Consider the following 19,531-nt stretch of genomic DNA (forward strand, 5'->3'; position numbering starts at 1 on the left):
CAAGAGAGCTTGGGCCGGCCGGTTGTCTATTCGCGCCCTACCTTAAGGGACAGGCGCGTTCAGGTCGAGATTAAAAATTCGGGTCGGGATCAGGCGCGTTCCAATGGTAAGGAATGGCACCTGACCGTCAACGGTATTGGAGGAAGACGTTGTCTCGCCCGAACTGGTCACGCAGGGCTTGAATCAAGGCATCCGCCGGATCGATCCGCCAAGTCTCGCCGAACTGCAACAAGGCCTTCGCATCGGGACTGGTGTACTCCATGGTGATCGGGCACGCGCCGCGGTGGCGCTTGAACAACTCACCCAGCCAGCGTAGCTGATCGCCCTTCAAATCCTTGGTGTGCAATTTCAGGCGCAGGCTTTCGGCCAGGTTGGTGCGCGCATCTTCCATGCTCATCACCCGCTTGACCCGCAGCCGCAGGCCGCCAGAGAAGTCGTCATTGCTGACTTCGCCTTCGACCACCACCATCGCGTCGGTCTGCAACAGCGACTGCGCGGAATGGAAGGCGTCGGCGAACAGCGAGGCTTCGATCCGCCCGGAGCGGTCGTCGAGGGTGATGAAACCCATCTTGTCGCCCTTTTTGTTCTTCATCACTCGCAGGGCGATGATCATGCCCGCGACCGTCTGGGTATCGCGAGCCGGCTTCAGGTCGATGATGCGCTGACGGGCGAAGCGACGAATCTCGCCTTCGTATTCGTCGATCGGGTGACCGGTCAGGTACAGGCCCAGGGTGTCTTTCTCCCCTTTCAGGCGTTCCTTGAGGGTCAGTTCCTTGGCCTTGCGGTGGTTGACATAAACATCGGCGTCTTCCTCGACGAACAGGCCGCCAAACAGATCGGCATGACCACTGTCGTGGGTGCGAGCGGTTTGTTCGGCAGCCTTGATCGCCCCTTCCATGGCGTTCAGCAAGACCGCCCGGTTGCGGTCGATGTTGGCCTGATAGGCTTTCGGCTCATCGTGGAAGTACGGACCAAGACGATCCAGCGCGCCACTGCGGATCAAACCATCCAGGGTGCGCTTGTTAATGCGCTTGAGATCAACCCGGGCGCAGAAATCAAAGAGATCCTTGAACGGGCCTTCCTGACGCGCCTCGGTGATCGCTTCGACCGGGCCCTCGCCAACACCCTTGATCGCGCCCAATCCGTAAATAATCCGGCCTTCGTCGTTCACCGTGAACTTGAACTCCGAGGTGTTCACGTCCGGTGCGTCGAGGCGCAGCTTCATGGTCCGCACTTCTTCGATCAAGGTCACGACCTTGTCGGTATTGTGCATATCCGCCGACAGTACCGCAGCCATGAACGGCGCCGGGTAGTGGGCTTTCAGCCACGCGGTCTGGTACGACACCAGACCGTACGCGGCGGAGTGGGATTTGTTGAAGCCGTAACCGGCGAATTTTTCTACCAGGTCGAAGATGTTACCGGCCAGGTCGGCGTCGATATTGTTGGTGGCGCAACCTTCAATGAAACCGCCACGTTGCTTGGCCATTTCTTCGGGCTTTTTCTTACCCATGGCTCGACGCAGCATGTCTGCACCGCCAAGGGTGTAGCCTGCCATGACCTGGGCAATCTGCATCACCTGTTCCTGATACAGGATGATGCCGTAAGTCGGCGCCAGGACTGGCTTGAGGCCTTCGTACTGGTAATCCGAGTGCGGGTACGCGAGTTCCGCGCGACCGTGCTTACGGTTGATGAAGTCGTCCACCATGCCCGATTGCAACGGGCCCGGACGGAACAGGGCCACCAGTGCGATCAAGTCTTCCAGGCAGTCGGGCTTGAGCTTTTTGATCAGCTCTTTCATGCCGCGCGACTCGAGCTGGAACACCGCGGTGGTTTCGGCTTTTTGCAGCAGCGTGTAAGTCGGTTTGTCGTCCAGCGGGATAAAGGCGATATCCAGCGGCGGCTCGTTGACCTTGGCGCGGTCGCGGTTGATGGTTTTCAGCGCCCAGTCGATGATCGTCAGGGTCCGCAGACCAAGGAAGTCGAACTTCACCAGACCGGCAGCCTCGACGTCGTCCTTGTCGAACTGGGTTACCAGGCCATCGCCCGCTTCATCGCAATAAATCGGCGAGAAGTCGGTCAGCTTGGTCGGCGCGATCACCACACCACCGGCGTGCTTGCCGACGTTACGCACAACACCTTCAAGCTTGCGCGCCATTTCCCAGATTTCCGCGGCTTCTTCATCGACCTTGATGAAGTCGCGCAGGATTTCTTCCTGCTCGTAGGCTTTTTCCAGGGTCATGCCGACTTCGAACGGAATCATCTTCGACAGACGATCCGCCAGGCCGTAAGACTTGCCCTGCACCCGCGCCACGTCACGGACCACCGCTTTCGCCGCCATGGAACCGAAGGTGATGATCTGGCTTACCGCGTTGCGACCGTATTTCTCGGCTACGTAATCGATGACCCGGTCACGGCCGTCCATGCAGAAGTCGACGTCGAAGTCGGGCATGGAAACCCGTTCCGGGTTAAGGAAACGTTCGAACAGCAGGTCATATTCCAACGGGTCGAGGTCGGTGATCTTCTGCACATAGGCCACCAACGACCCGGCACCCGACCCACGCCCCGGACCTACCGGCACGCCGTTATTCTTGGCCCACTGGATAAAGTCCATCACGATCAGGAAGTAACCGGGGAAGCCCATCTGGATGATGATATCCAGCTCGAAATTCAACCGGTCGACGTAGACCTGGCGCTTGGCTTCGTAGTCTTCAGTGGTGTCCTTGGGCAGCAGAACGGTGAGGCGCTCTTCCAGACCGTCGAAGGAAACCTTGCGAAAGTACTCGTCGATGGTCATGCCATCGGGAATCGGGAAGTTGGGCAGGAAGTGCTTGCCCAGTTTCACGTCGATGTTGCAGCGCTTGGCGATCTCGACGGTGTTTTCCAGCGCCTCGGGCAGGTCGCTGAACAGCTCGGCCATTTCCTCGGCGCTTTTGAGGTATTGCTGATCGCTGTAATTCTTCGAACGCCGCGGATCGTCGAGGGCGCGGCCTTCACCGATGCAAACGCGGGTTTCGTGGGCCTCGAAGTCTTCCTGCTTGATGAAGCGCACGTCGTTGGTCGCCACCAGCGGCGCGCCGATTTTCGCCGCCAGGGCCACGGCACCGTGCAGTTGCTCTTCGTCATTGGGGCGGCTGGTGCGCTGGACTTCCAGATAGAAACGATCCGGGAACACCGCCATCCATTCGCGCGCCAGGGTTTCGGCTTCGTCCGGGTTGCCGCTGAGCATGGCCAGACCGATTTCGCCCTCTTTCGCCGCCGACAGCATGATCAAGCCTTCGCTGGCTTCGGCCACCCACTCGCGCTCGATGATGACCGAGCCATTGCGCTGGCCGTCGATGAAACCGCGGGAGATCAGTTCGGTGAGGTTGCGATAACCCACGGCGTTCATCGCCAGCAGACTGATCCGGCTCAAGGGGTTGTCCGGATCCTTGTTCGACAGCCACAGGTCGGCGCCGCAGATCGGCTTGATCCCCGCGCCCATGGCGGCTTTATAGAATTTGACCAGGGAACACATGTTGTTCTGGTCGGTGACCGCCACGGCAGGCATGTTCATGCCGACCAGGGTCTTGACCAGCGGCTTGATCCGCACCAGACCGTCGACCAGGGAATATTCAGTGTGCAGGCGTAGATGAACGAATGAAGCCGGCATAGTGATCCTGTCTAGAAACTAGAAACGTGAAGACAACAAGGCCCGGATTGTACCGGGCCTTGAGTAAAACATCAGCCTGCGACTAACTCTCGATCAGGTTTTCCCGCGCTTCATACGCCAAGCGTACCGGGGCGAACGAGCGGCGATGGATTGGGGTCGGCCCCAAGCGGGCCAGCGCTTCCAGATGAACGGGTGTCGGGTAGCCTTTATGGCCGCCGATCCCGTAACCCGGATAAATCAGTTCGAATGCCGCCATTTCTCGATCACGACTGACCTTGGCCAGAATTGAAGCGGCAGCAATGGCCGGTACCTTGCCATCGCCCTGGATCACCGCTTCCGCACGCATCGAGAGCTTCGGGCAACGGTTGCCGTCGATCATCGCCAGTTTCGGCTGAATGTGCAGCCCTTCGACGGCACGCTGCATGGCCAGCATGGTGGCGTGAAGAATGTTCAGTTCGTCGATTTCTTCTACTTCAGCGCGAGCGACATACCAACTCAGGGCCTTTTCGCAGATTTCGTCGTAAAGCGCATCACGGCGAGCTTCGGTGAGCTTCTTCGAGTCGTTGAGGCCCAGGATGGGGCGGCTCGGATCGAGGATCACTGCCGCCGTCACCACGGCGCCACACAGCGGGCCGCGACCGACTTCATCGACACCTGCCACCAGATCTTCAAGTTCATCGACCAGCATAAAATCCAGGCCCAGCTGTTTGCTTGCTTTGCTCATTATGCTCTGCCAATCAGGTTCAGTACCGCATCCGCTGCCTGATTGGAGGCGTCCAAGCGCAGGGTTCGGTGGATTTCGTCAAAGCCTCGGGTCTGTTCCTGGCCACCTTCGATCAGTGGCGACAGGGTCTGGGCCAAGGCTTCAACCGTCGCATCGTCCTGCAACAACTCCGGCACCAGCAAACGCTGGGCCAGAAGATTCGGCAAGGAGACGTAGGGACTCTTCACCATCCGTTTAAGAATCCAGAACGTCAGCGGTGCCAAGCGATAAGCGACCACCATCGGTCGCTTGTACAACAATGCTTCCAGCGTAGCCGTGCCCGAAGCGATCAACACCGCGTCGCAAGCAGCCAGGGCCAGATGGGATTTGCCGTCGAGCAAGGTCAGCGGCAGATCGCGACCGGCCAGCAGCTCTTCAAGCTGCGCCCGGCGCTGTGGGCTCGCGCATGGCATGACGAACCGTACGCCCGGACGCATGGCCCGCAAGCGCTGGGCGGTGTCGAGGAACAGCGCACCAAGGCGCCCGACCTCACCGCCACGGCTGCCCGGCATCAGGGCGACCAGCGGCCCGTCCGGCAAACCAAGTTCGGCCCGCGCTGCGGCGCGATCAGCCTCAAGCGGAATCGCATCGGCCAGGGAATGGCCGACAAACCGCACCGGCACACCCTTCTCTTCATAAAATTTAGCTTCGAACGGGAACAGCGTCAGCATCAGGTCGCAACCTTCGCGAATCTTCAGCACCCGCTTCTGTCGCCAGGCCCAGACCGACGGGCTGACGTAATGCACGGTCTTGATCCCGGCCTGACGCAGCTTGAGTTCGATATTGAGGTTGAAGTCCGGGGCATCGATACCGATGAACACGTCCGGCTTCTCGGCGATCAGGTCCGCGACCAGTTTCTTGCGACGCGCCAACAGCTCACGCAAACGGCCCAGCACTTCCACCAAGCCCATGACAGACAGGCGTTCCATCGGGAAATACGAGGTCAGGCCTTCGGCCTGCATCAGCGGACCGCCGACACCGATGAACTCGACTGCTGGATGCCGAGCCTTCAGCGCGCGCATGAGACCCGCACCCAGAATGTCACCGGAAGCCTCTCCCGCCACCAGCGCAATACGCAAATTGGCCATGGTTAACGGGTGATGCCGCGGGTCGAAGACTGGATAGAGTCACGGAACACCGCGACTTCCGGGAACTGAAGCGAGGGTTCCGCCAGCTCGGCCAGCGCCTGTTCGACCGTCAGGCCCTGGCGGTAAACCACCTTGTAGGCACGACGCAGCGCGTGGATTGCATCTTCGCTGAAACCGCGACGGCGCATGCCTTCGAAATTCATGCTGCGGGCTTCGGCCGGGTTGCCGAATACCGTGACGTAGGCTGGAACGTCCTTGCCAATGGCAGTGCCCATGCCGGAAAAGCTGTGGGCGCCAATGTGGCAATACTGGTGAACCAGGGTAAAACCGGACAGGATCGCCCAGTCTTCAACGTGCACATGGCCCGCCAACGCGGTGTTGTTGACCAGAATACAGTGGTTACCGATAACGCTGTCGTGACCGATGTGGGCATAGGCCATGATCAGGTTGTGATCGCCCAGGGTCGTTTCCGAACGATCCTGAACGGTCCCGCGGTGAATCGTCACGCCTTCGCGAATGACGTTATGGTCACCGATGACCAGACGGGTTTCTTCGCCTTTGTATTTCAGATCGGGCGTGTCCTCGCCTACCGAAGAAAACTGGTAGATGCGGTTGTGCTTACCGATTCGGGTCGGGCCCTTGAGAATCACATGCGGCCCGATCACTGTCCCCTCGCCGATTTCCACACCTGCGCCGATGATCGACCAAGGGCCGACTTCGACGTCGTCGGCCAGAACGGCCGTCGGATCGATGATTGCGCGAGGGTCAATCAAACTCATAGTTTGCGTTCCGCGCAGATGATTTCAGCGGAGCAGACTGGCTTGCCATCGACCGAAGCCTGGCACTCGAACTTCCAGATCTGACGCTTGCAGCTCAGGAACTTGGCTTCCAAGATCAGCTGGTCGCCTGGCAGCACGGGCTGGCGGAAGCGCAGCTTGTCAGAGCCGACGAAGTAATACAGCGTGCCGTCGGCAGGCTTCACGTCGAGCATTTTGAAACCAAGGATCCCGGCAGCCTGAGCCATCGCTTCGATGATCAATACGCCCGGCATGATTGGATGCGCAGGAAAGTGACCATTGAAGAATGGCTCGTTGATGCTGACATTCTTGTAGGCGCGGATGCGCTTGCCTTCCACATCCAGATCCACGACCCGGTCCACCAGCAGGAACGGGTAACGGTGAGGCAGGTATTCGCGAATCTCGTTGATGTCCATCATTTCGGGGGGGAAGCCTATGTAAAGATTGGGAGCGCGCGACTGACGCGCACTCCTCTAGCAAATCAAGGAGGCAGTCTAGCGGCTGTGCACACTTGATATGGAAATGGTATCAGCCATCTGATGAAGCATTACCGTCAGGGGTCACGTCCCCTACACGCTTTTCCAGCTGTCGCAGACGTCGCGCGATGTCATCGAGCTGACGGATACGTGCCGCGCTTTTGCGCCATTCGGCTGCCGGTTGCATCGCCGTTCCGGAAGAATAGGAACCCGGCTCGGTAATCGAGTGGGTCACCATGGTCATCCCGGTCAGGAAAACGTTGTCGCAAATCTCGATATGCCCCACCAACCCTACGCCACCGGCGAGCATGCAATGCTTGCCGATTTTGGTGCTGCCGGAGATCCCCACACAGGCGGCCATGGCGGTGTGGTCACCGACCTGGACGTTGTGAGCAATCTGAATCTGGTTGTCGAGCTTCACACCATTGCCGATAACGGTATCGGCCAGTGCGCCGCGATCGATAGCCGTATTTACGCCTATTTCCACGTCATCGCCGATCGAAACACCACCAATCTGGGCGATTTTCTGCCAGACGCCTTTCTCGTTGGCAAAACCGAAGCCTTCACCGCCGAGCACGGCACCAGACTGAATCACCACCCGTTTGCCGATGCGCACATCGTGATACAGCGTGACACGCGGGGCCAACCAGCCGCCCTCGCCGATTTCGCAACGCGCACCGATGAAGCAATGAGCCCCAACGGTCACACCTGCGCCAATACGCGCTGCACTTTCGATCACCGCAAAAGCACCGATGCTCGCCGCCGGGTCGACCACTGCATCCACTGCCACCACCGCTGTCGGATGAATACCGGCAAGCGCCTTGGGCTTGGGATCGAACAGATGGGAAACGCGCGCGTAGGCCAGGTATGGATCCGGCACCACCAATGCATCACCGGCAAAACCTTCAGCGTCAGCGGCCTTCAGCAAAACAGCTGCGGCCTGGCTGTCAGCCAGGTATTTACGGTATTGAGGATTTGCCAGAAAGCTCAACTGAGCTGGGCCAGCCTCTTGCAAAGTGGCTAGCCCAGTAATTTCTTTCTTCGGGTCGCCACGTAAGGTGGCGCCGAGGAACTCTGCCAACTGGCCGAGCTTTATAGTCGCTGTCATGGGTTACTTCAGCTGATTCATGCGCTCGATAACCTGGCGAGTGATGTCGTACTGAGGCTTGACATCAATCACTGCGCCACGCTCGAAGACCAGGTCAAAAGCACCTTTCTTGATGACTTCTTCCACAGCGCTGTCCAGTTTCGGCTTGAGCTGTTTCAGCATTTCACGGTCGGCAACGGCCTTGGCTTCGTTCAGTTCCTTGGACTGGAACTGGAAATCACGGGCCTTTTGCTTGAATTCGAGTTCCAGACGTTCACGCTCGCCTTGCTGCATTTTGTCGCCACCAGCCATCAGACGGTCCTGGATACCCTTGGCGCTGCTTTCCAGGCTTTTGAGCTTGGTCAGTTGCGGGCCGAACTTTTTCTCGGCATCCACGGCGTATTTCTTCGCCGCATCGGATTCCAGCAGGGCCATCTGATAGTTCAGAACGGCGATTTTCATGTCGGCAAAAGCCGGGCCTGCTACCAGTACGGTCGCCAGGAGAACCAATTGAGTCAACTTACGCACGATGCACTCCTACAAAATCCATTGTCGTTATCTTGGGTCAGACGCTTAGAACGTCTGGCCGAGGGAGAATTGGAACACTTGAGTCTCAGCGTCATCCGGTTTCTTGACCGGCATCGCCAATGCGAAGCTCAAAGGACCGAGCGCGGTAACCCATGTCACGCCGATACCAACGGAACTGGCCATGTTGCTCAGGCTAATGTCGTTGCACTGCGTATTGGACTTCGAACCGTCAGCGTTCCTGGTTTCTTTGCACGTCGAGTCGAACACGTTACCTACGTCCCAGAATACCGAAGTACGCAGGGAACGCTGATCCTTGACGAACGGCAGAGGGAACAGAACCTCAACACCGCCCTGGATCAGGACATTACCACCGAATGGCAGTGGATCCTGGTCCGGGTCTCTTAGAGTACCCGGGTTAGTGCCCTGGCTTGGTGTACTGCGAGGACCAAGGGTACTGTCCTTGAAGCCACGAACCGAGTTGAAACCACCAGCATAGTAGTTCTCATAGAACGGAAGGCCGTCGGTAGAACCGTAACCATCGCCGTAACCCAGTTCAGTGTGCAGGCGCATTGTGTAGTTTTCAGACAATGGCTGGAACAACTGGCCACGGTAATCGAGTTTGAAGAACGACAAGTCACTGCCAGGGGTGGTGGCTTCCAGAGTCAGGCTCTGGGAACGACCACGGGTTGCCAATACACCTTTGTTCAGCGTGGACTCGGACCAACCGGCCGAGGCCTTGAAGTTCAGGTAGTTGTCGCCTTCCTGGTTAACGAAGTCGAAAATCTCATCAACGGTGTAGCGACCCGTCTTGATCTTGTCTTGTTGCGCGGTCAGGCCGAAGGTCAGACGCGAAGTCTCGCTGATCGGGTAGCCGACGCTCACGCCCGCACCCAGGCTGTCAACGGCATAGCTGGCCACGTCGACATCGAGGTCGTCGTAGTCGGTGGTGCGATAGAACGCGTTGTAACCCAGGCTCACACCGTCAGCAGTCCAGTAGGGGTCGACATAACCGAAGTTATAGCGGCTCTGGTATTCACTGCGGGTCAAGCCGACGCTGACTCGGTTACCGGTACCGAGGAAGTTGTTCTGGGTGATCGAACCACCGAGGATCAAACCGGCACTCTGGGCGAAACCGACGCTGGCGGTAATCGAACCGGACGCCTGTTCTTCAACGCTGTAGTTCACATCAACCTGATCGTCGACACCGGGTACGGCCGGCGTTTCGACGTTGACTTCCTTGAAGAAGCCCAGACGTTCCAGACGCGTCTTGGATTGATCGATCAGGTAAGTCGAAGCCCAACCACCTTCCATCTGACGCATTTCACGGCGCAGCACTTCGTCTTCGGACTTGGTGTTGCCACGGAAGTTGATGCGGTTCACGTAAGCACGCTTGCCCGGATCGACAGCGAACGTGATGTCGACCGTGTGGTCTTCATCGTGAGGCTGAGGCACGCCGTTGACGTTGGCGAAGGTGTAACCCTCGTTACCCAGGCGACGGGTGATCAGTTCGGACGTGGTGGTCATCAGCTTGCGCGAGAACACCTGGCCTTTTTGAACCAGCAGCAGGGACTTGACCTGGTCTTCAGGCACTTTCAGGTCGCCGCTGAGCTTGACGTCACGAACGGTGTACTTCTCGCCTTCGTTGACGTTGACAGTGATGTAGACGTGTTTCTTGTCCGGGGTGATGGACACCTGGGTCGAAGCAATATCCATATTGATATAGCCGCGATCCAGATAGTAGGAACGCAGACGCTCCAGGTCACCGGAGAGTTTTTCACGAGCGTACTTGTCATCGTTCTTGAAGAACGACAGCCAGTTGCTGGTCTTGAGTTCGAACAGGTCGATCAGGTCTTCATCAGGGAAGACCGTGTTACCCACCACGTTGATGTGCTGGATAGCCGCAACGGTGCCTTCGTTGATGTTGACCTTCAGGCCCACGCGGTTACGCGGCTGCGGCACCACTTCGGTATCGACGGTGGCCGAGTAACGGCCCTGAGCGACGTATTGACGCTGCAGCTCGTTACGCACACCTTCAAGGGTGGCGCGCTGGAAGATCTCGCCTTCGGCCAGACCGGATTGTTTGAGGCCCTTCATCAGGTCTTCAGTGGAGATCGCCTTGTTGCCTTCGATCTCGATACTGGCGACCGACGGACGCTCGACTACAGTGATGACGAGGACGTTGCCATCGCGACCCAGCTGGATATCCTGAAAGAAACCGGTTTTGAACAACGCACGAGTGGATTCCACCAGGCGACGATCATCCGCCTGTTCGCCGACGTTCAACGGCAAGGCACCAAAGACGCTACCCGCGGAGACCCGCTGGAGGCCATTGACGCGAATATCAGAGATAGTGAAGGACTCGGCGTGAACTTCGGCGATCATCAATACGGTGAGAACCGCAGTTAGCAGCAGACGTTTCATGAAGTCCTTTCTTATTCCAACTGGCAATAAAAACTGCCGCAAAATGCGGCAGATTCGCAATTCAGCGAAGCGTTACAGTCGACCCAGATCATTGACCAGAGCAAGTAACATCACCCCGACCACCAAACTGATACCGATCTGTATCCCCCAACCTTGCACCCGATCCGACAAGGGACGACCACGCGCCCACTCGATCAGATAAAACAACAAATGTCCCCCATCCAGTACAGGAATGGGCAACAAATTCAGAACCCCCAGGCTAATACTCAGATAAGCAAGGAAATTCAGGAAATCAGCGACGCCCGACTGGGCAGAAGCGCCCGCCACTTTAGCAATGGTTATCGGTCCACTCAAGTTTTTTACCGAGAGCTCACCGAACAACATTTTCTTGAGCGAATCGAGGGTCAGTACACTCATGGTCCAGGTGCGTCGGGCACCCTCGCCAATCGCAGCCACCGGACCGTAACTGACTTCGCGAATCATCTCTGGCGGCCATTCGACCGCTTTCACCCCGGCACCCAGATAACCATTGGGTGACTTGCTCTCGCCGCGTGCGGCCAACGTCACAGGGACGTCGATTTGAGCACCATCGCGCTCCACGCGCAGCATGATTTTGGTATCCGGATGCATACGGACGATGTCGACTACCTGCTGCCAGTCGTCCAGCGCCTTGCCATCAAGGGCCAACAAGCGGTCACCCGGCTTCAGGCCCGCAGCCTTCGCCGGCCCTTTCGGATCAAACTCGGCCAGGACTGGAGGCAACGCCGGACGCCAAGGACGAATACCCAGCGAGCGAATCGGATCTGGCTCCTCGGCCCCCTTGAGCCACTTGTCCAGCACCAACTCACGGGGAGAGTCCACCGTGGAGCCCTGTTCGCGGACCAGCAATTGAAGGGAACCGCTCTCACCCAGACGGCGGATCAGTTGCAGGTTCACCGCGGCCCAGCCGGAGGTTGGCTCGCCATCGATGGCCATAATTTCCTGGCCAGGGCTCAAACCTGCCTTGGAGGCAATACTGCCGGACTCGACCGCACCGATAACCGGCCGCACCTGCTCGCTGCCCAGCATGGCCAACGCCCAGAAAAACACCAAGGCCAATAGAAAGTTGGCGATCGGGCCGGCCGCGACGATGGCGATGCGTTGACGGACAGATTTGCGATTGAAGGATTGATCGACCTGATCGGCCGGGACCTCGCCTTCGCGCTCATCGAGCATCTTCACGTAGCCACCCAACGGGATGGCCGCGACCACGAATTCAGTGCCTTTACTGTCGTGCCAGCGCAGCAGCGGCATGCCGAAGCCCACGGAGAAACGCAGCACTTTGACCCCACAGCGACGCGCGACCCAGAAATGGCCGAATTCGTGGAAGGTGACCAGCACACCCAGCGCTACCAGGGTGCCGACAATCATATAGAGCGCGCTCATGTACTTTCTCCGCAATCCTATCAGTGCTGCATGGGGCAACGTATTGCAGCACTTATCGCCCGTGACGGCTCAACCATTGCCCGGCCAGTACCCGTGCTTTCGCATCAGCCGTAAACACTGCCTCGAGATCATCTACCGCAACCACAGGCTCGAGGTTCAACACTTCCTCGATAATACTCGCGATTTCCAGGTAGCGAACCCGTCCGTCGAGAAACGCCGCCACAGCCACCTCATTCGCGGCATTGAGCATGGCCGGCGCACTGTTGCCAGCCTCGGCGGCTTGACGCGCAAGGCGCAGGCAAGGGAAACGCTCCTCATCGGGCGCCTGGAAATCCAGGCGAGCGATGGCAAACAGGTCCAGCGGCGCAACGCCCGAGTCGATTCGCTCTGGCCAGGCCAGGGCATTGGCGATCGGCGTGCGCATGTCCGGATTGCCCAACTGCGCCAATACCGAACCATCGATGTAGTCGACCAGCGAATGAATCACGCTCTGCGGGTGAATCACCACTTCGACCTGGGACGGCGTGGCGTCGAACAGCCAGCAGGCTTCGATCAGCTCGAGCCCTTTGTTCATCATGCTGGCCGAATCCACCGAAATCTTGCGCCCCATGGTCCAATTCGGGTGCGCACACGCTTGCTCGGGAGAAACATGCGCCAGTTCGGCCATGGGTGTCTGCCGGAACGGTCCGCCAGAGGCTGTCAGTAAAATCCGACGCACACCGACCGCACCAAGTCCACGAGCGAAATCCTGTGGCATGCACTGGAAAATCGCGTTGTGCTCGCTGTCGATCGGCAGCAGCACCGAACCGCTTTTGCGCACGGCCTGCATGAACAGCGCACCGGACATCACCAGCGCTTCTTTATTGGCCAGAAGAATCTTCTTGCCGGCCTCGACCGCCGCCAGGGTCGGACGCAAGCCCGCCGCACCGACGATGGCCGCCATCACCGCATCGACTTCCGGATCGGAGGCGACCTGACACAAGCCCTCCTCCCCTACCAGAACGCGGGTCGACAGACCGGCTGCGCGCAAATCGTCCTGCAACCTTGAGGCAGCGCCAGATTCCGGCACGACGGCGAAGCGCGGCGAATGACGCGCACACAGTGCCAGCAACTCACTCAAACGAGTGAAACCGCTCAAGGCGAAAACCTGATAACGCTCGGGATGACGGGCAATGACGTCGAGGGTGCTCAGGCCAATCGAACCGGTCGCTCCCAGCACGGTAATCTGTTGTGGGCGGCTCATGCTGCCATCCACAGCAGCACTGCGAATACCGGAATCGCTGCCGTCAGGCTGTCGATGCGGTCCAGCACGCCGCCGTGGCCGGGCAGCAGATTACTGCTGTCCTTGATCCCCGACTGGCGCTTGAACATGCTTTCGGTGAGGTCGCCGACCACTGAAATGAATACGATAATTGCGGCACCGAACAGGCCCATCAGCATCTGAGCGAAACTCCAGTCCCGCACAAAACCGACGATTGCGGTAATCACCAGACTCACCAGCAAGCCGCCGTATACGCCTTCCCAGCTCTTGCCAGGGCTGACCTGGGGCGCCAACTTGCGTTTGCCGAAGGCCCGACCGGAAAAGTACGCACCAATATCGGCACCCCAGACCAGCACCATTACGGCCATGATCAGCCAGTTACCCAAGGGTTCCTGCTTGATCAGAACCAGGCCTTGCCAGGCCGGCAACAGAATCAACAAACCGATCACCAGTTTGCAGGCAGCACTGGCCCAATGTTGACTGGACTGTGGATAGGTCAGCACCAGATACGTGGCCACGCCCCACCAGAGCACTGCAGCACCCAACACCCAAGGCGCGAGCCCCGGCAGGATGTGCATGAAAAACAGCATCAACGCGACCACAGCGGCATAGGCAAGGCGAATCGACTGAGCAGCGAAACCTGCCAACCGCGCCCACTCCCACGCCCCGAGCGTCACCACCAGCCCGATGAACAGCGCAAAACCGGACCCTTCGAGCAGGAAAAACCCGCACAGGGCAATCGGCAGCAGAATCAGCGCCGTGATGATTCGTTGTTTAAGCATTAAACCCGGGCTCCAGCCTCGACCTGCTCGCTCGTTTTACCGAAGCGACGCTGGCGAGAAGCGAAATCGGCTAGCGCATTGCGCATGGCGTCGTGTTTGAAGTCCGGCCAGAACAGGTCGGAGAAGTACAACTCGGCGTAAGCCAGCTGCCACAGCAGGAAGTTACTGATGCGATGCTCGCCACCGGTACGGATACACAAGTCTGGCAGCGGCAGATCGCCGGTCGCCAGACAGGTTTGTAACAGCTCTGGGGTAATGTCCTCCGGACGCAGATGCCCGGCCTGAACTTCGCGAGCCAGACGCTGCGCGGCTTGCGCGATATCCCACTGACCGCCATAGTTGGCGGCGATCTGCAGGACAAAGCGGTTGGCACCGACAGTCATCGCCTCGGCTTCGCGCATGGCGGCCTGAAGCTCCGGGTGAAAACGCGAACGATCGCCAATGATGCGCAAACTGATGTTGTTGTCGTTGAGGCGCTTGGCCTCGCGACGCAACGCCTTGAAGAACAGATCCATCAAGGCACTGACCTCATCGGCCGGGCGCTGCCAGTTCTCGCTGGAGAAGGCGAACAGGGTCAGTACTTCAACCTTGGCCTCGGCACACACCTCGATGACCGCACGCACCGCATCCACGCCTGCTTTATGCCCGGCGACACCCGGCATAAAGCGTTTTTTCGCCCAGCGATTATTACCATCCATGATGATCGCGACATGGCGCGGCACCGCGGACGGCGCAGTCTGCTTTGTCTTATCCATTAAAACGTGACCCTTATACGGCCATCAGGTCTTTTTCTTTCTGCGCCAAATTCGCGTCGATTTCAGCCACGTATTTTTTGGTCAGATCATCAATTTCGCCAGTAGCGCGACGCTCTTCGTCTTCGCTGATTTCCTTTTCCTTGACCAGGTCCTTGAGCTGGCTGTTCGCGTCACGACGGATGTTGCGCACCGCAACACGGGCATCTTCAGCGACATCGCGAGCCTGCTTGGTGAAGCCCTTGCGGGTTTCTTCAGTCAGGGCCGGCATGGAGATCAGCAACAACTCACCGAGGTTGGTCGGGTTGAGGTTCAGACCCGCGCTACCGATGGCTTTGTCGACGGCACCCAGCATGTTGCGCTCAAAGGCAACTACTTGCAGGGTACGGGCGTCTTTAACGGTGATGTTCGCCACCTGTTTGATCGGAGTGTCGGAGCCGTAGTACGGAACCATCACACCTTCCAGAATGCTTGGGTGGGCCTGACCCGTACGAATACGACCGAAGTTGTGAGCCAGCGACTCGACGGATTTTTTCATGCGCTCTTGAGCGTCTTTCTTGATTTCGTTGATCATTGTTGGCCTTCCTCGATCAGGGTCCCTTCAGCGCCGCCATGTACGATGTTCAGCAGGGCGCCGGGCTTGTTCATGTTAAATACGCGCAACGGCATCTTGTGGTCGCGGCACAGGCAAATGGCCGTCAGATCCATCACGCCCAGCTTGCGATCCAGTACTTCATCATAAGTCAGATGATCGAACTTCTCGGCATGCGGGTCTTTGAATGGATCAGCCGTGTAAACGCCATCGACCTTGGTTGCCTTGAGCACGACGTCAGCGTCGATTTCGATTGCACGCAAACAGGCTGCCGAATCCGTGGTGAAGAACGGATTACCGGTACCGGCCGCGAAAATCACGACTTCCTTGGCGTTCAGGTGACGCATGGCTTTGCGGCGATCATAGTGATCGGTCACGCCAACCATGGAAATGGCCGACATCACGATGGCCGAGATATTGGCACGTTCCAGCGCATCGCGCATCGCCAGGGCGTTCATCACAGTGGCCAGCATGCCCATGTGGTCGCCAGTAACCCGATCCATGCCCGCCGCGCTGAGCGCCGCGCCGCGGAACAGGTTGCCACCACCGATCACCAGACCGACCTGAACACCGATGCCGACCAGTTGGCCAACTTCCAGAGCCATGCGATCCAGAACTTTGGGGTCGATCCCGAACTCTTCCGAGCCCATCAGGGCCTCGCCGCTAAGCTTGAGTAGAATGCGTTTATAGCGAGCCTGATAACCACTGCCCTGCTGAGCCATTGCGAATCTCTCCTGCGGCGTATTTTAAAAATTCTTTGCGAGCTGTTTACAGCTGGCGTTCACTCTAGCTTGGCACTGCTTCAGCGCCATCGGAACATGGCTTTGTAAGCCAGTTCCAAAAGGAAACCAATTAAAATTGGCAACCCCATCTGAAAAGAGGCTGCGCGCGTGAGCGGGCAGCCTCTTCAGGGCGACAGTTAAAAAACCGTCTTATTGCTTGGCGGCAGCCAGCTGGGCAGCAACTTCTTCAGCGAAGTTGTCGACCGGCTTCTCGATGCCTTCGCCTACTTTGAAGTAGGTAAAAGAAACGATTTCAGCACCGGCTTTCTTGGCCAGTTCGCCGACCTTGATTTCAGGGTTCTTGACGAACGCCTGCTCAACCAGGCTCGCTTCAGCCAGGAACTTGCTGATACGACCTTTGACCATGTTTTCAACGATGTTTTCTGGCTTGCCAGCGATCTTGTCAGCGTTGAGGGTCAGGAACACGCCTTTCTCGCGCTCGATCGCTTCAGCGGAAACTTCCGATGGCAGCAGGAATTCAGGGTTGGTGGCCGCTACGTGCATAGCGATGTCCTTGGCCAGCTCAACGTTGCCGCCCTTGAGAACAACCGCGACACCGATCTTGTTGCCGTGCAGGTAACCACCAACAACATCACCTTCAACGCGAGCCAGGCGACGGATGTTGACGTTTTCGCCAACCTTGCCGACCAGAACCAGGCGATCGGCTTCTTGAGCTTCGACCAGCGGAGCGACATCAGTCAGCTTGTCAGCGAATGCCTTTTCTACGCTGGAAGCAACAAATGCCTTGAAGTCGTCTTGCAGGGCCAGGAAGTCGGTCTGCGAGTTCACTTCCAGCAGAACGGCGGATTTACCGTCTTCTTTAAGAGCGATCGCGCCTTCAGCGGCAACGTTGCCAGCTTTTTTGGCAGCCTTGATGGCGCCCGAAGCACGCATGTCATCAATGGCTTTTTCGATGTCGCCGCCGGCCTTGGTCAAGGCCTTTTTGCAATCCATCATGCCTTCGCCGGTACGCTCGCGCAGTTCTTTGACCAACGCTGCAGTAATCTCTGCCATTTTCAAATTCCTCTTGGATAGGTTTTCAACCATTCCACCCGATCGAACGGGCGTTCAATTCTTCCCGAACCACCCTTGTTAGCCGCTGCACGTTACAGATGCTGTAGCTGCGCTGCTCACAAATGGTTTTCGAGGTGGCAAAAAGGGGGCCAAGCCCCCTTTTTGCTTACTGAGTCAACGCCAGGGCGTCAATTACTCAGCTGCAGCTGCCGGAGCTTCTTCAACGAACTGCTCGGTGCCGCCAGCAACGTGGTTGCGACCGCGGATTACAGCGTCAGCCATCGAACCCATGTACAGCTGGATAGCGCGGATTGCGTCATCGTTGCCTGGGATAATGTAGTCAACGCCTTCCGGGCTGCTGTTGGTATCGACTACGCCGATAACCGGGATGCCCAGCTTGTTGGCTTCGGTGATCGCGATGCGCTCGTGATCAACGTCGATAACGAACAGAGCGTCTGGCAGACCGCCCATGTCCTTGATACCACCCAGGGAACGATCCAGCTTCTCAAGATCGCGAGTGCGCATCAGCGCTTCTTTCTTGGTCAGCTTGGCGAAAGTACCGTCTTCGGCTTGTACTTCAAGGTCACGCAGACGCTTGATGGAAGCACGGATGGTTTTGAAGTTGGTCAGCATGCCGCCCAACCAGCGGTGATCGACGTACGGCGAACCGCAACGTGCTGCTTCTTCAGCAACGATCTTGCCAGCGGAACGCTTGGTGCCGACGAACAGAATCTTGTTTTTGCCCTGGGCCAGACGCTCTACGAAAGTCAGAGCTTCGTTGAACATTGGCAGGGTTTTTTCAAGGTTGATAATGTGAATCTTGTTACGCGCGCCGAAAATGTACTTACCCATTTTCGGGTTCCAGTAACGGGTCTGGTGACCGAAGTGCACACCGGCCTTCAGCATATCGCGCATGTTGACTTGGGACATGATAGTTCCTTAATAAGTCGGGTTTGGCCTCCACGTATCCCAATGACCAACCAGCAGCTTCAGCTGAAGGCACCCAGGTCATCGTGTCGACACGTGTGTGGATTTAAGCTTTTCAGGGTATCCCCGGAAAGCGGCGCATTTTATATCACAAGGCAGAAAAAAACGGAACCCGGATTCTGAAAACCTGGGGAATGCTTTTGGCCCCCGCCTTGGAATCCCCTCAGAATGCGCCATCCTATAGAGGGAAGCGATGCACAGAGGCTCAGATTTGCGCTGATCGTCTGATAGAATCGTGTTTTTCAGGGCCGCGACAATTGTTCGCGCAACGCCCATTTCGTTTTAGAAGGCGCCATTGAGCGCAGAGAGAGCCTGTATGACCGTCACCCTCAAAACCCCAGAGGACATCGCAAAAATGCGGATCGCCGGCAAATTGGCCGCCGACGTGCTGGAAATGATTGCTGATTATGTCAAACCGGGTGTCACCACCGAAGAGCTGGACCGCATCTGCCACGACTACATCGTCAATGAGCAGAAAGCCATCCCTGCCCCGCTCAACTACAAGGGCTTTCCGAAGTCAATCTGCACCTCGATCAACCACGTGGTCTGCCACGGCATCCCGAACGAGAAACCGTTAAAGGATGGTGACACGCTGAACATCGACGTCACTGTGATCAAGGACGGCTACCACGGCGACACCAGCCGCATGTTCCACGTCGGTTCCGTTCCGGTCTGGGCCGAGCGTCTGTCCCAGGTGACTCAGGAATGCATGTACAAGGCCATCGAACTGGTCAAACCCGGCTGCCGCCTGGGCGATATCGGTGAAGTGATCCAGAAGCACGCGGAAAAGAACGGCTTCTCGGTGGTTCGCGAGTTCTGCGGCCACGGCATCGGCAAGGTGTTCCACGAAGAACCGCAGATCCTGCACTACGGCCGCGCCGGCACCGGCATGGAACTGAAAGCCGGCATGACCTTCACCATCGAGCCGATGATCAACCAGGGCAAGGCCGACACCAAGGTGCTGGGCGATGGCTGGACCGCCATCACCAAGGATCGCAAGCTGTCGGCTCAGTGGGAACACACCCTGCTGGTGACCGAAACCGGCTACGAGATCTTCACCCTGCGCAGCGACGATACGATCCCGCGCGTTTCGGCCTGATCCCGCCCGCACCGTTCCCAGCCTTACA

General features: G+C 58.0%; 17 protein-coding genes. 1 reads left to right on the forward strand and 16 read right to left on the reverse strand.

What is annotated here, in order from left to right; genetic code table 11:
* Positions 1 to 127: 127 nt before the first annotated feature.
* The 16 genes from dnaE to rpsB form a co-directional block, all read right to left on the reverse strand.
* Positions 128 to 3,649, reverse strand: coding sequence for a DNA polymerase III subunit alpha (gene dnaE, locus PSH65_RS26090; RefSeq protein ID WP_305423201.1), 3,522 nt, complete (start codon positions 3,647 to 3,649; stop codon positions 128 to 130).
* Between the two features lie 82 nt (positions 3,650 to 3,731).
* Positions 3,732 to 4,373 carry a ribonuclease HII gene (gene rnhB / locus PSH65_RS26095; RefSeq protein WP_305423202.1) on the reverse strand — a complete coding sequence of 214 codons (642 nt, stop codon included), beginning with the start codon at positions 4,371 to 4,373 and terminating at the stop codon, positions 3,732 to 3,734.
* Positions 4,373 to 5,500, reverse strand: coding sequence for a lipid-A-disaccharide synthase (gene lpxB, locus PSH65_RS26100; protein ID WP_007907162.1), 1,128 nt, complete (start codon positions 5,498 to 5,500; stop codon positions 4,373 to 4,375). Before lpxB ends, rnhB begins: the two co-directional genes overlap by 1 nt.
* Before the next feature lie 2 nt (positions 5,501 to 5,502).
* On the reverse strand, positions 5,503 to 6,279 hold the full coding sequence (gene lpxA, locus PSH65_RS26105; RefSeq protein WP_095054155.1) for an acyl-ACP--UDP-N-acetylglucosamine O-acyltransferase: 777 nt from the start codon (positions 6,277 to 6,279) through the stop codon (positions 5,503 to 5,505).
* Positions 6,276 to 6,716: a 3-hydroxyacyl-ACP dehydratase FabZ gene (gene fabZ, locus PSH65_RS26110; protein WP_007907157.1), complete on the reverse strand. Its 441-nt coding sequence runs from the start codon at positions 6,714 to 6,716 to the stop codon at positions 6,276 to 6,278. The genes lpxA and fabZ overlap by 4 nt, the downstream gene beginning before the upstream one ends.
* A gap of 109 nt (positions 6,717 to 6,825) precedes the next feature.
* A complete protein-coding gene (lpxD, locus tag PSH65_RS26115; protein WP_305423204.1) occupies positions 6,826 to 7,881 on the reverse strand; it encodes a UDP-3-O-(3-hydroxymyristoyl)glucosamine N-acyltransferase in 1,056 nt (351 codons plus the stop codon).
* 3 nt (positions 7,882 to 7,884) lie between these two features.
* Positions 7,885 to 8,388 (reverse strand): OmpH family outer membrane protein, encoded by a 504-nt coding sequence (locus tag PSH65_RS26120; RefSeq protein ID WP_007907155.1) that lies wholly within the window; start codon positions 8,386 to 8,388, stop codon positions 7,885 to 7,887.
* A 45-nt stretch (positions 8,389 to 8,433) separates the two neighbouring features.
* On the reverse strand, positions 8,434 to 10,809 hold the full coding sequence (gene bamA, locus PSH65_RS26125; protein WP_305423205.1) for an outer membrane protein assembly factor BamA: 2,376 nt from the start codon (positions 10,807 to 10,809) through the stop codon (positions 8,434 to 8,436).
* Positions 10,810 to 10,881: 72 nt separating this feature from the next.
* Complete coding sequence (gene rseP / locus PSH65_RS26130; RefSeq protein ID WP_305423206.1) at positions 10,882 to 12,234, reverse strand: RIP metalloprotease RseP; 1,353 nt, start codon at positions 12,232 to 12,234, stop codon at positions 10,882 to 10,884.
* Positions 12,235 to 12,286: 52 nt separating this feature from the next.
* Complete coding sequence (gene ispC, locus PSH65_RS26135; RefSeq protein WP_305423207.1) at positions 12,287 to 13,477, reverse strand: 1-deoxy-D-xylulose-5-phosphate reductoisomerase; 1,191 nt, start codon at positions 13,475 to 13,477, stop codon at positions 12,287 to 12,289.
* Positions 13,474 to 14,277 (reverse strand): phosphatidate cytidylyltransferase, encoded by an 804-nt coding sequence (locus PSH65_RS26140; protein WP_305423208.1) that lies wholly within the window; start codon positions 14,275 to 14,277, stop codon positions 13,474 to 13,476. The genes ispC and PSH65_RS26140 overlap by 4 nt, the downstream gene beginning before the upstream one ends.
* Positions 14,277 to 15,032, reverse strand: a complete 756-nt coding sequence (uppS, locus tag PSH65_RS26145; protein WP_008015050.1) for a polyprenyl diphosphate synthase — start codon at positions 15,030 to 15,032, stop codon at positions 14,277 to 14,279. The genes PSH65_RS26140 and uppS overlap by 1 nt, the downstream gene beginning before the upstream one ends.
* 13 nt (positions 15,033 to 15,045) lie before the next feature.
* Positions 15,046 to 15,603, reverse strand: coding sequence for a ribosome recycling factor (gene frr, locus PSH65_RS26150; RefSeq protein WP_007907979.1), 558 nt, complete (start codon positions 15,601 to 15,603; stop codon positions 15,046 to 15,048).
* Positions 15,600 to 16,343, reverse strand: coding sequence for a UMP kinase (gene pyrH, locus PSH65_RS26155; RefSeq protein WP_003172271.1), 744 nt, complete (start codon positions 16,341 to 16,343; stop codon positions 15,600 to 15,602). The genes frr and pyrH overlap by 4 nt, the downstream gene beginning before the upstream one ends.
* Before the next feature lie 210 nt (positions 16,344 to 16,553).
* Complete coding sequence (tsf, locus tag PSH65_RS26160) at positions 16,554 to 17,417, reverse strand: translation elongation factor Ts (RefSeq protein ID WP_305423210.1); 864 nt, start codon at positions 17,415 to 17,417, stop codon at positions 16,554 to 16,556.
* Positions 17,418 to 17,609: 192 nt separating this feature from the next.
* Positions 17,610 to 18,347, reverse strand: coding sequence for a 30S ribosomal protein S2 (rpsB, locus tag PSH65_RS26165; protein ID WP_007907989.1), 738 nt, complete (start codon positions 18,345 to 18,347; stop codon positions 17,610 to 17,612).
* A gap of 373 nt (positions 18,348 to 18,720) precedes the next feature.
* Between rpsB and map the strand changes: the two genes are divergently transcribed.
* Positions 18,721 to 19,503 (forward strand): type I methionyl aminopeptidase, encoded by a 783-nt coding sequence (gene map, locus PSH65_RS26170; protein WP_052966361.1) that lies wholly within the window; start codon positions 18,721 to 18,723, stop codon positions 19,501 to 19,503.
* Positions 19,504 to 19,531: the final 28 nt, after the last annotated feature.

It is taken from the genome of Pseudomonas sp. FP603 (assembly GCF_030687415.1).
Classification (GTDB): Bacteria; Pseudomonadota; Gammaproteobacteria; order Pseudomonadales; family Pseudomonadaceae; genus Aquipseudomonas; species Aquipseudomonas wuhanensis.

What these genes read in the sequence shown, in the direction of transcription:
- dnaE (WP_305423201.1), bottom strand. Translation starts at nt 3,649, where the DNA reads ATGCCGGCTTCATTCGTTCATCTACGCCTGCACACTGAATATTCCCTG.
- rnhB (WP_305423202.1), bottom strand. Translation starts at nt 4,373, where the DNA reads ATGAGCAAAGCAAGCAAACAGCTGGGCCTGGATTTTATGCTGGTCGAT.
- lpxB (WP_007907162.1), bottom strand. Translation starts at nt 5,500, where the DNA reads ATGGCCAATTTGCGTATTGCGCTGGTGGCGGGAGAGGCTTCCGGTGAC.
- lpxA (WP_095054155.1), bottom strand. Translation starts at nt 6,279, where the DNA reads ATGAGTTTGATTGACCCTCGCGCAATCATCGATCCGACGGCCGTTCTG.
- fabZ (WP_007907157.1), bottom strand. Translation starts at nt 6,716, where the DNA reads ATGATGGACATCAACGAGATTCGCGAATACCTGCCTCACCGTTACCCG.
- lpxD (WP_305423204.1), bottom strand. Translation starts at nt 7,881, where the DNA reads ATGACAGCGACTATAAAGCTCGGCCAGTTGGCAGAGTTCCTCGGCGCC.
- bamA (WP_305423205.1), bottom strand. Translation starts at nt 10,809, where the DNA reads ATGAAACGTCTGCTGCTAACTGCGGTTCTCACCGTATTGATGATCGCC.
- rseP (WP_305423206.1), bottom strand. Translation starts at nt 12,234, where the DNA reads ATGAGCGCGCTCTATATGATTGTCGGCACCCTGGTAGCGCTGGGTGTG.
- ispC (WP_305423207.1), bottom strand. Translation starts at nt 13,477, where the DNA reads ATGAGCCGCCCACAACAGATTACCGTGCTGGGAGCGACCGGTTCGATT.
- PSH65_RS26140 (WP_305423208.1), bottom strand. Translation starts at nt 14,277, where the DNA reads ATGCTTAAACAACGAATCATCACGGCGCTGATTCTGCTGCCGATTGCC.
- uppS (WP_008015050.1), bottom strand. Translation starts at nt 15,032, where the DNA reads ATGGATAAGACAAAGCAGACTGCGCCGTCCGCGGTGCCGCGCCATGTC.
- frr (WP_007907979.1), bottom strand. Translation starts at nt 15,603, where the DNA reads ATGATCAACGAAATCAAGAAAGACGCTCAAGAGCGCATGAAAAAATCC.
- pyrH (WP_003172271.1), bottom strand. Translation starts at nt 16,343, where the DNA reads ATGGCTCAGCAGGGCAGTGGTTATCAGGCTCGCTATAAACGCATTCTA.
- tsf (WP_305423210.1), bottom strand. Translation starts at nt 17,417, where the DNA reads ATGGCAGAGATTACTGCAGCGTTGGTCAAAGAACTGCGCGAGCGTACC.
- rpsB (WP_007907989.1), bottom strand. Translation starts at nt 18,347, where the DNA reads ATGTCCCAAGTCAACATGCGCGATATGCTGAAGGCCGGTGTGCACTTC.
- map (WP_052966361.1), top strand. Translation starts at nt 18,721, where the DNA reads ATGACCGTCACCCTCAAAACCCCAGAGGACATCGCAAAAATGCGGATC.